At 67.1% G+C, this 10,952-nt stretch carries 8 protein-coding genes; 5 read left to right on the plus strand and 3 right to left on the minus strand.

What is annotated here, in order from left to right; translation table 11 throughout:
- The first annotated feature begins 6 nt into the window (after window positions 1–6).
- From LQ232_RS23325 to LQ232_RS23345, 5 genes are read left to right on the plus strand one after another with little or no spacing between them, the layout of a single operon-like run.
- On the plus strand, window positions 7–1,053 hold the full coding sequence (locus LQ232_RS23325; protein WP_230182797.1) for a zinc-binding dehydrogenase: 1,047 nt from the start codon (window positions 7–9) through the stop codon (window positions 1,051–1,053).
- Between the two features lie 22 nt (window positions 1,054–1,075).
- Window positions 1,076–2,062, plus strand: coding sequence for a 3-oxoacyl-ACP synthase III family protein (locus LQ232_RS23330; RefSeq protein WP_230182798.1), 987 nt, complete (start codon window positions 1,076–1,078; stop codon window positions 2,060–2,062).
- A gap of 3 nt (window positions 2,063–2,065) precedes the next feature.
- A complete protein-coding gene (locus LQ232_RS23335; protein WP_230182799.1) occupies window positions 2,066–2,839 on the plus strand; it encodes an SDR family NAD(P)-dependent oxidoreductase in 774 nt (257 codons plus the stop codon).
- On the plus strand, window positions 2,836–4,404 hold the full coding sequence (locus LQ232_RS23340) for a long-chain-fatty-acid--CoA ligase (RefSeq protein ID WP_230182800.1): 1,569 nt from the start codon (window positions 2,836–2,838) through the stop codon (window positions 4,402–4,404). Before LQ232_RS23335 ends, LQ232_RS23340 begins: the two co-directional genes overlap by 4 nt.
- Window positions 4,401–5,474, plus strand: a complete 1,074-nt coding sequence (locus tag LQ232_RS23345) for a 3-oxoacyl-[acyl-carrier-protein] synthase III C-terminal domain-containing protein (protein ID WP_230182801.1) — start codon at window positions 4,401–4,403, stop codon at window positions 5,472–5,474. Before LQ232_RS23340 ends, LQ232_RS23345 begins: the two co-directional genes overlap by 4 nt.
- Before the next feature lie 5 nt (window positions 5,475–5,479).
- Here the strand turns inward: LQ232_RS23345 and LQ232_RS23350 are convergent, their stop codons facing one another.
- From LQ232_RS23350 to LQ232_RS23360, 3 genes are all read right to left on the minus strand, one after another.
- Window positions 5,480–7,264 carry an EAL domain-containing protein gene (locus LQ232_RS23350; RefSeq protein ID WP_230182802.1) on the minus strand — a complete coding sequence of 595 codons (1,785 nt, stop codon included), beginning with the start codon at window positions 7,262–7,264 and terminating at the stop codon, window positions 5,480–5,482.
- The gene (locus tag LQ232_RS23355) at window positions 7,261–9,771 is read right to left on the minus strand and encodes an ATP-binding protein (RefSeq protein ID WP_230182803.1); all 2,511 of its coding nucleotides are present in this window, start codon (window positions 9,769–9,771) and stop codon (window positions 7,261–7,263) included. Before LQ232_RS23355 ends, LQ232_RS23350 begins: the two co-directional genes overlap by 4 nt.
- On the minus strand, window positions 9,768–10,952 hold a 1,185-nt coding region (locus tag LQ232_RS23360), incomplete at its 5' end, for a cadherin-like domain-containing protein (RefSeq protein ID WP_230182804.1). The genes LQ232_RS23355 and LQ232_RS23360, both read right to left, overlap by 4 nt.

Below are 10,952 nucleotides of genomic sequence, written 5' to 3' on the forward strand. Positions count from 1 at the left end.
GTGGTCGTGAAAGCAGTTTATTTCGAAGCACATGGTGGCCTGGATGTGCTGCGCTACGGCGATGTGCCAGACCCCTCCCCTGCCGCTGGCGAGGTGGTGATCCGGGTGGAGGCCGCAGGCTTGAACCACAACGACATCTGGGCCCGCCAGGGGCTGCCCAGGATCGCGATTCCATTGCCACACATCTCGGGTTCTGACGCCGCGGGCGTGGTGGTCGAGGTGGGGCCGGGCGTGGTCTACCCGCGGGTGGGTGACGAGGTGGTGGCCTACCCCATCCAATCTTGCCGGACCTGTTCCCGCTGCCTGTCTGGCGAAGAGCTGTTCTGCCGCGACATGCAGGTCTGGGGCTTCCAGACCGGGCCGCTGATCGGCTCGTTTGCCCAGTACGCCCGTGTGCAGGCCGCGCAGTGCCTGCCCAAGCCCGCTCACCTGACCTGGAGCGAGGCGGCCGTCACCAGCAGCGCCATGCTCACGGTGTGGCGCATGCTGGTCACGCGCACCCAGACCAAGCCGGGCGAACATGTGCTGATTTTTGGCGCCAGTGGCGGCACTGGCACGGCCGCCATCCAGCTCACCAAGGCCTTGGGCGCGGTGGCCATTGCGGTGGCGTCCAGCGAGCGCAAGGCCGAGCTTTGCGAGGCGCTGGGGGCCGACCACGTCATCCGCAGCGACCTGCATGACGTGGCCCGCGAGGCGCGCCGCATCACCCAGCGCAAAGGGGTCGATGTGGTGTTTGACCACGTGGGCGCCACGACCTGGCAGATCGGCATCGACGCCCTGAGCTGGGGCGGGCGGTTGGTGATCTGCGGGGCCACCGAAGGCTTTGATGCCAAGGTGGACCTGCGGCACTTGTGGAACAAGCAGCTCTCGCTGCTGGGCTCGCACGCGGGCACGCACCGGGAGTGGGTGCAGGCCATGCGCCTGGTCAACGAGCGGGCCTTGCGCCCGGCCTTGACCGAGGTCATCGGCCTGCAAGACCTGCCCGATGCGCAGCACCGCATGGCGACTCGCCGTACCCTGGGCAAGATCGCCGTTGACATGGTGGGCCGCTGAAGCGGCGCGGAGTATTCATTTGATGCAGCAAGCAGTTTCCATCACGGCCACAGGCAGCTACACGCCGACCCAGGTCATGGACAACCACCAACTGGTCGCCCGCTTCGGGCTCACGGTGGACGACGCGTGGATTGTCAGCCGCACCGGCATCCGCAGCCGCCATTGGCTGCAGCCCGGTGAGACGACCTCGGACATGGCCGTGATCGCCGCGCAGCGGTGCCTGGACCAGGCCGGGATCTCGGCCTCGCAGGTGGACCGCATCATCATGGCGACCATCTCGCCCGACCTGCCCAGCCCATCGACGGCCACCATCGTGGCCCGCAAGCTGGGCGCGCGTTGCATGGCGTTTGACATCTCGGCCGCCTGTTCGGGTTTTCTGTACGGGCTGGACCTGGCCGCCGCGTCGATCCAGATGGGCGCGCGCCGGGTGCTCGTGATCGGGGCCGATGCGCGCAGCCGCTACGTCAACCCGAAGGACCACCGATCGACGGTGTTGTTCGCCGATGGCGCGGGCTGTGCGCTGGTGGAGCCGAGCACGACCAAGCCGGGCTTTCTGAGCATGGTGTGCGGGGCCGAGGGCATCGAGCGCATGGGCGCTTACATCCCCGCTGGCGGCGCGCAGCGCCCGGCCAGTTTTGAAACGGTGGCCGCAGGCCAGCACTACCTGCACATCGAACCCAAGAATGACATCTTCGAGCTCTTCCTGCGTTTCACGCTGGAGTCCTGCCACCAAGCCCTGGACCGCGCTGGCCTGACGGTGCCCGACATCGACATCTTCATCACGCACCAGGGCAACGCCAACCTGGTTCAGATGGCGGCCAAGGAGCTGGGCTTTGCGCCCGAGGCCGTGGTCGACGAAGTGGCCCACCATGGCAACACGGCCGGGGCCTCGGTGGCCATCGCGCTGGACGAGACGCTGCGCTCTGGCCGCATCAAACCGGGCAGCAAGGTGCTGCTGGCGGCGGTGGGGGCGGGCTGCACCTTCGCGGCCGCCGTCCACCAGTTCTGACGCGTGCCTGAAGACATGGACCAGCCTGGGCTTGCCCACCCACCGGGCCTCACCGCGCTGGTGACCGGGGCTGGGCGCGGCATCGGCAAGGCCACGGCCCTGGCCCTGGCGGCCCAAGGCCTGCACGTGGTGCTGACTGGTCGGCATGAACAGCGATTGCACGAGGCCGTGGGTGAGATCCGCGCCTTGGGTGGATCGGCGCAGGCCTTGGTCGGCGATCTGGCCGATGAGGCCTTCTGGCAAGCACTGGCCGCGCTGGATCGATCGGTGGATGTGGTGGTGCACAACGCCAGCCAGCCCGCGGCCTTCGGCGTGATCGAGAACGTGCCCATCGCGGACCTGCATGGCGTGATGGACAGCGTGCTGTTCGCGGGGCTGCGCCTGGCCCGGCTGTGTGTGCCCCATATGAAGCAAGCAGGCTTTGGCCGCCTCGTCTTTGTGGGCTCAACCGCCAGCGAGCTGGGCGCGCATGGCCAGGTGGCTTATGCCGCCGCCAAGTCCGGCCTGCAAGGCCTGGTGCGCAGCCTGGCCCTGGAGGTGTCGCGCTTTGGGGTGACGTGCAACCTGGTGGAGCCCGGCTTCATCGACACCGAACGCACGCGCGGCGCCGTGTCCGACACCGTGCGCGCCGCGCTGGGCGCGCGTGCGGCGGTGGGCCGCGCGGGCACGCCCGAAGAAGTGGCCGCCGTGATCGCCTTTTTGTCTTCGCCGCTGGCCAGCTATGTCACCGGCGTGTGCCTGCCCGTCAGTGGCGGGATCGAACTGGGCTTGAGATGACCATTGACACCTACCTGTGGCGCAGTGCGCGCCTGTTTCCCAACTTCCCGGCGGTGGTGGATGCCCGTCGCAGCCTGAGCTATGGCGAGTTCGCCGATGAGGTGCGGCGCCTGGCCGCCGTGCTGCAAAGCCGCGGCCTGCAAGCGGGCGACCGCGTGGCGGTGCTGTCCAAGAACCGCTGGGAATACGCGGCGCTTTATTACGCTGCCGCGCGGGTGGATGCCGTGGTGGTGCCCCTCAACTGGCGCCTGAGCGTGCCCGAGCTGCGCTGGATACTGACGGATGCCTCGCCCACCATGGTGGTGGCCGAGGCCGGGTATGCGCGCAACCTGGATCCGGTGCGTCAAGAGATCGCCGGGGTTAGCCATTGGGTGGCCCTGGACCAGGCGCCTGCGGGCTGGGATCAACTGGATCAGCTCATGTCGGCCAGCACGCTGCTGGGCGATGCACTGCAAGCCCGTCCCCCCGAGGCTGTGCACGCGCCCTTGGTTCAGATCTACACCAGCGGCACCACGGGCCGGCCCAAAGGCGCGGTGTTGACGCACGCCAACCTGGCCGCTGCCATCGCCGCCTTGCTGAGCGATTTCGATTTGCGCCCTGGCGAGGATCGCTTTTTGCAGGTCACGCCCCTGTTCCATGTGGGCGGCGCCCTGATGGTGATGACCTGCGCGGCCACCTGCACCACCTTGCGTCTGCTGACCGAGTTCGAGCCCATGCCTGCGGCACGCTGCCTGGCGCAAGAGCCCGTGACCCACACCCTGATGGTGCCTGCCATGCTGCGTTGGCTCTTTGCCGAGCCGGGCGTGGACCAACTGAAGTTCGCCCACCTGCGCTTTGTGGCCTATGGCGCCGCGCCCATGCCCGTGGCGCTGCTGGAGCAGGCCATGGCCCGCTTGCAATGCCGCTTCTTCCAGGGCTATGGCCTGAGCGAAACCGCGGGCCTGCTGACCATCCTGCGGCCTGAAGACCATGTGCTCGATGGTTCGCCCCGCGCCTTGGCAAGATTGGCCTCAGCGGGCCGCGAGATGCTGGGCACGCACATCCGCGTGGTCGATCCCGACGGCCAGGACGTGCCCGTGGGCGCGGTGGGCGAGGTGGTGGCGCGTGGGCCTTGCGTCTCTCCGGGTTACTGGAACCTGCCCGAGGCCAGCGTCGAAGCGAACCGCGACGGCTGGCTCTGGACGGGCGATCTGGGCACGCTGGATGACGAGCGCTACCTGACCATCGTCGACCGCGTCAAGGACATGATCGTGCTGGGCGGCGAGAACATTTACCCGCGCGAGATCGAGCTGGCACTGGCCTCGCACCCGGTGGTGACCGACTGCGCCGTGATCGGCATACCGCATGAGCTTTGGGGCGAAGAGGTGCTGGCTTACGTCACGCTGGTCGAGGGGGCGGCCTTTGAGCCTCGCGTGCTGATCGCCCATTGCCGCCAGAGCCTGGCGCGCTACAAGTGCCCCACCAAGGTGGAATTGCTCACCGCCATCCCGCGCAACGCCGCGGGCAAGATCGAGAAAGCCAAGCTGCGCGAGCCCTACTGGGCGGGCCAGAAGAAACGCGTATGAACCTGTTGATGCAAGCTTGCCCGGGCCTTCGCCTGGTGTCGACCTCGGTGGCGCGCCCCGTGGACCTGGCCCCCCAAGGGCAACGCGGAGTCGAGCTGGACAACGACGCGCTGCACGAGCGCGTGTTGGGCCCCGATTGGCGAGCGCAGCTGCAGGCCAAGGCCGAACGCGCGGCCCAGCGTGGGGCGGCCCCGGCGCCGGAGCCCACGGTGCGCACACGCCAGTGGGTGCTGGGTGCCGACGCCATCGACCTGGCCGTGCTGGCGGGGCAGCGGGCCTTGGCGGCCGCAGGCCTGCGGGCATTGGAGTTGTCGGCCGTGATCTGCGCCACCTCGACGCCGCCGGTGATCAGCGCCTCGATGACGGCCCGCATTGGCAAGGCCTTGGGCTGCGATGAAGGGTTGTCCAACCCCGTGTGCTTTGACGTGCGCGCGGGCGGCGTGGGGGCCTTGCTGGCCTGGTTCACGGCGCAGGGCCTGATCAGCCAGGGCGCGGGGCCGGTGCTGATCATTGGTGTGGAGGCGGCCTCGCCGTTCTTGTTGCCAGGCGACATCGGTTCGGCCCTGTTGTATGGCGATGGGGCGGGCGCCTGCATCCTGGCCAGCGATGGCAGCCAGGCCGAGAGTTTTCTGGGCGGCATGAGCGGCCAAAGTACCTTGCAGGGCGTGTCCACCACCATCCCCGGCCAGCTGCCGCCGACCGAGGCCATCATGGACTACCGCTTTCACAAGCCAGATCAGGTGCACCTGGCCGACCTGTCGCGCCTGTGGGGGCGTTTTCCACGTGAGCTGGCCGAGCGCTTTGCGCCGGTCTGCGCCCGCGTGAAGCATTTCTTGCCCTATGCCGTGTCACCGCGACAGATGGGCATCGCCCATGAAGCCCTGGGCCAGCCGGATGCGCGGATCTTCCATGAACTGGACACGCAGGGTTGCCTGGGGGCGGCCAGTTCGCTGGCGGCGCTGCATGGCTTCATGAGTTCAGGGCGCGGCCAGCCTGGCGAGGTGATCGTGCTGGCCAGCGCGGCGGGCAATGGCCTGTGGGCTGGGTTCTTCTGGCGCTTGCCGGATTGATGAGTTCAGGCGCCCAGGGGCACCGGGGGCCTGATCAGGTCCAGGGCCGATGAGCCCTGCAGCAAGGCCTCGAAGGCTTGCGGCGGCACGGCCTTGCTGAACAGGAAGCCCTGCAGCACGTCGCAGCCCATGCGCTGAAGGATGCGCAACTGGTCTTCTTCTTCCACACCTTCGGCCACCACCTGCATGCTCAGGCTGTGACCCAGAGACACCACCGTCTGCACGATGGCCTGGTCCTTGGTTTGACCGGGCAGGTCGATGATGAAAGATCGGTCAATCTTCAGCTCATCGGCCGGGAAGCGCTTGAGGTAGCTCAGCGATGAATAGCCGGTGCCGAAGTCGTCGATCGACAGGCGCACACCCAGACCTTGCAAATCGTTCATCTGCTTGAGCGCCCAGGCCACGTCGCTGACCAGCATGCTTTCGGTCACCTCGACCATCAGCCATTCGGGCGGCAGTTGCGTGCGGGCCAGCACTTTCTGCAGGTATTGCAGGAAGTGGCCGTTGTCGAACTGCGGCTTGGCCACGTTGATCGACACCTTCAGGTCGCGCAGGCCTTGCTGATGCCATTGCGCCATCTGGCGGCAGGCCTCTTGCGTGACCCAGTCGCCGATCTCGACGATCAGACCGGTCTCTTCGGCCAGGGGCACGAAACGGCCGGGCAGCAGCAAGCCATGGTCGGGGTGTTGCCAGCGGATCAGGGCCTCGGCCCCGAGAATGCGGCCGGTGCGCATGCAGACCTTCGGTTGGTAGTGCAGGCGCAGCTCATGGCGGTGGATGGCCAGGCGCAACTGGTTGGTCAGCGTCAGGCGCTCGATCGAGCGGGCCGTCAGTTCGGCCGAGAAAAATTCATAACCCGATTTGCCGTGGCCCTTGACCTTGGAGCAGGCCAGGTCGGCGCTTTTGAGCAGGCCATTGGCGGTTTGTCCATCGCTGGGCGCCAAGGCGATGCCGATGTGCGGCACCAGGAAGATGTCGTGGCCATCGATCTGGAACGGCGCGGCCAGCTCCTGGATCACCTGCTTGGCCAGGGTGGCGGCGTCTTCGGCCTGGGCCATCTCAGGCAGGATCAAGGCAAAGTCCTGGCTGTCGACGCGGGCCAGTCCCAGGGATTCGGGGTGCAGGGCGGCGGAGTCACGATCCTGGGGCGCGACGACGACGTTGAGCAGGCGCGTGGCCACTTGCTGCAGCAATGTGTCGGCAGCCCGGGGGCCCAGCGTCTCGCGGGTCTGGCGGAATTGCTCGCAACCCAGGTGCAGCAGGCCCAGCATGTGCTGCTGGGGCAGGGCGTGTTGCAGGGCTTCGTCCAGGCGGCGCGTGAAGCGCTCGCGGTTGGACAGGCCGGTCACCATGTCCACGTAGGCCAGGCGATCCTGGTAGCGCTTGAAGGCCAGGGTGTTGCGCACCCGCAGGACCAGCTCGCTGGAGTCGACAGGTTTAGAGAGAAACTCGGTGGCGCCCAACTCGAGTGCTCGCAACTTGGTGGCTGGATCGCTCGCCGCGGTCAGCACGATGACGGGGGTGTACTGCAGGGCCTCGTCGGCACGCACGGCCTGCAACACGTCGAAGCCGGACACGCCGGGCATCATCAGGTCCAGCAGCAGCACATCGGGCTGGTGCTGGCGGATCAATTGAACGGCCTCGCGCGGGTCGTTGCAGGCCACGAAACGGGTGTAGCCGGCATCTTCGAGGTGGGTCTGGATGACGTCGGTCATCATGGACTCGTCGTCCACCATCATCACCAGGGCACCATCCCACGGCGTGGTCATGGCCACGAGGTCTCGGCTCATGCGGGCACTCCGGGCGGCGCGTCCAGCACCATGCGCTGGCCGAGCTCTTCAATGTGCTGCAGCCAGTGGCCCGCCTGCACGGCGTCGTCCACCGTGCAAGCCGCTTCCAGGTGGCGGGCGGGCTCGAAGTACGCGTCAAAACCCACGCTGCCGCCGGCGCCTTTGAGCCAGTGGGCGTGCAGAGCGAGTTCTTTCAAGTCGTTCTGATCCAAGGATTGCTTCATCAATGCCAATTTGCCCGGGAACTCGTCCATGAACCGGGTCACCACTTTTCGCAATTTGGGGTGTTGTGACAAGCGGGAGACCAAGGGGCTGTTGTCGGAAGGACCGGTGGCCGGGCCGCTACTCCCTGTGTTGTCGGCAGGTGCGCCGCGGAGCTTGAGGACTTCCTCGGGCGCCAGGCATTCACCGCCCAGCCGCTGGGCCAGGTCGGTCAGCAAGGTGCCGATGTTCAAAGGCTTGGTGTGGAAGCCCGAGAAGCCGGCTTGGTTGATCTCTTGCTCGAAGCCCTTCATGGCGTTGGCGGTCAGGGCCAGGATCGGGGTCTTGACGCCACGCTCGCGCAGCAGGCGGGTGGCCACCACGCCGTCCATCACGGGCATCTGCATGTCCATCAACACCAGGTCAAAGCTGCTCTGGGCGACCATGTCCAGGGCCTCCTGGCCGTTGATGGCCTCGGCCACGACCAGGCCGGTTTCTTCCAGCACCAGGCGCACCAGTTCACGGTTCTCGGCGCCGTCGTCCACCACCAGCACGCGGCGCGGCGGAAAGCGCCAGTGGACGGTGGCTTGCACGGCCAGCTCCGAGGCCTGGCGGAGCATCTCGTCCGGGCTGAGGAAGGGGATGCCCTTGATCATGCCGGGGTCGAAGCTGACGTGGAAGACGCTGCCCTGACCCAACTTGCTGGTGACGGTGATGTCGCCCCCCATGGCCTTGGCGAAGCGCCGGCTGATGGTCAGCCCCAGGCCGGTGCCGCCGAAGTGGCGCGTGGTCGAGGTCTCGGCCTGCACAAAAGGCTCGAACACCGATTCGATCTTGTCGGGCGCGATGCCCACGCCGGTGTCGGCGATGTCGATGCGGTAAGTGGCCGGGTAGGCGTGGGTGTCCAGGTGCAGGCTGACGGTGACCTGGCCTTGCTGCGTGAACTTGAGCGCGTTGCCGATCAGGTTGGTGATGATCTGGCGCAGGCGCGAGGGGTCGCCTTCGATGGTGGCGGGCAATGGCTGGGGCAGGTCCATGCGCAGCAGCAGCTTCTTCTCCAGCGCCTTGACCTCGAGCACGCGGATGACGTCGCTGACCACGGTGTGCGGCGCGAAGCGCACGCGCTCCAGCTCCAGGCGGCCGGACTCGACCTTGGACAAATCCAAGATATCGTTGATCAGCTCCAGCAGCTGCTGGCCGCTGGAGTGGATGGTCTCCAGGTGGCGGCGTTGTTCGTCGGCGTTGTGGGCGGTGGGCGCGCGGCGGCGCAGCAGTTCGGTGAAGCCCAGGATGGCGTTCATCGGGGTGCGGATCTCGTGGCTCATGTTGGCCAGGAAATCGCTCTTGGCGCGGTTGGCGGTGTCGGCCTCTTCCTTGGCGGCTTGCAGGGCCACTTCTTTCTCTTCGAGTTCGGTGATGTCCTGGAAACTGATGAGCACGCCTTGCGGTTTCTCGGCGGCCAGGATGGGCGAGCAGTTGACGCGGAAGGTGTAGCGCTGGCCACGAGCGGTGCTCAGGTACATGAGCACATCGCGGCGCGTCTGCTTTTCGTCGATGGCCTGTTGCCAGGGCAGCAGCGGCGTGACCAGGGGCTGGCCTTCGCGGTCGGTCCAGGGCAGGCTGGCGGCTGACCTGCCCAGGAGGGCATCGGGCTCGACGCCCATGATGGTGGCCAGCGACTGGTTGGCCAGCACGGTGTGGCCTTGCGCGTCCAACACCATGAGGCCTTCGGTCAGGGTGTCCAGGGCCGAGCGCACGCGTGAAGGGATCGCTTGGGATGGGTCCAGGTGGCGCAGCATGCGGCCCAGGTAAAGCGAGAAGGCGATGAAGCTGGAGACGAACAGGAAGGCACTCAGACGCAGCGAGGGGTCGTCCAGGTAGCCCAGCCAGCCTTCATGCCGAAGTGGCGAGTAGCGCAGCTCCAGCTGCCCCCAAGCGGCCCCGTCATGCCACAGGGGCACCTGCACCTGCGCATCGGTGGATTGCTCGCTCGAAGTGGGTTGCCAGTCTTCATGCGCCCCCAGGGCCAGCAGGGTGCTGCGGTCGGCGCGGCGGATACCGATGGACAACAGCGAAGGCTCCCGCTCGATGGCCATTTTCAAGGCTTGTTCCAGCGTGCTGGTGTCGTCCTCGTTCAGCAGCACCGAGGCGCTGGTGGCCAGGGTCTCGGACAGCACGGCGCGGTGCTGGCGCACCAGCGCTTCGCGGTCGGGGATCAGGCCCAGGTAGGTGGCGGCCAGGGCGATCGTCACCAGGAGGGATGACAGGCCCATGGCCAGGTAGAAGCGGGTGGCCAGGCGCTTCATGGCGCGGCCTCTTCGATGGTGGGCGGGGTGGGTGGTGGTGGGGCAGGCCGTGGTGGCGGGGCGGGGCCATCGTCGTCATCGAAGATGTGTTCGATGGAGGCATCGTCGCCCTCGCCGGTATCGGCCTGGCGTGTGCCGCGGCTCCGGGCCAACACGGGCAGCGGGTCAATCATCTGCCAGGCCGGCATGGCCGATAACATGGAGCCGATGAGGGCGCCGCCGCGCACCAGCCAGATCACGTAGCCGACCGACAGGCCGGTGGACACGGCGATGGACGAGGCCACCAGGTGGCGGCGTTCCAGGCCGTCGTTCTGCAATTGCTCGCGCAGGGCATCCAGGCTGTTGCGCAGGTTTTCGGTGTCGCTGAGCGTGGTGTTCAGGGCGCGCAGCCATGAGTAGCGGAAGGTGTCCTCGCTGGCGGCGGCCACGGTGCTGGCAGTGATGACGCGGTTGTTGAGGTCCACGCCGTACTGGTTGGCCGGTGGCACGACCACGATGCCCGCGTTGGTGGGCGCAAGGTTGTTCGCGTCCACGAAGAAGGACAGGCGGTTGATGGGCGCGCCTGACTGAGCCGAGCCCGTGCCTGCGGCCGCGATGACCCCCGTGTTCACCGACTCTTCAGCCTTGTCACTGTCGCCATCGCTCTCGCTGGTGTCGGGCGGCGCAGGCGGGGCGGGAGGCGTTGGCGGCGGGGTCGATATCACCGGTGTTGGCGCGGGGGGCGGGGGTGGTGTCAGCGTGAAGCTGGTTTGCACGGCGGAGGCGCTGGTGGTGGCCACGCCGTCGCTGGCGGACAAGACATAGCTGGGCGCCTGCTGGCTGTCGTCATGGACGAACACCACCTGGTGAGCGGCCACATCGGCCATGGTGAACTGGGTGATGGTGTTGCCGGTGGTCGCATTGGCGAAGTGCCCGCCCAGGATGCTGCTGGCGTTGATCAGCAAATCGGCATTGGCGTTGTCTGCATCGGTGACCAGCAACTGGGGCTCGGCGGTGCCACCCTGGTTGATGGTCAGGGCGTTGGTGGCGATGACGGGGGCGTCGTTGACCGGCGTGACGGTGATGGTGACGGTGGCCAGGGCGGAGTTGGCCGTGCCATCGTTGGCCTTGTAGGTGAAGGCGTCGGTGCCATTGAAGTTGGTGGCTGGCGTGTAGGTGTAGCTGCCATCGGTGTTGAGCAC

This window comes from Aquabacterium sp. CECT 9606 (assembly GCF_918741295.1).
Lineage (GTDB): Bacteria > Pseudomonadota > Gammaproteobacteria > Burkholderiales > Burkholderiaceae_C > Aquabacterium.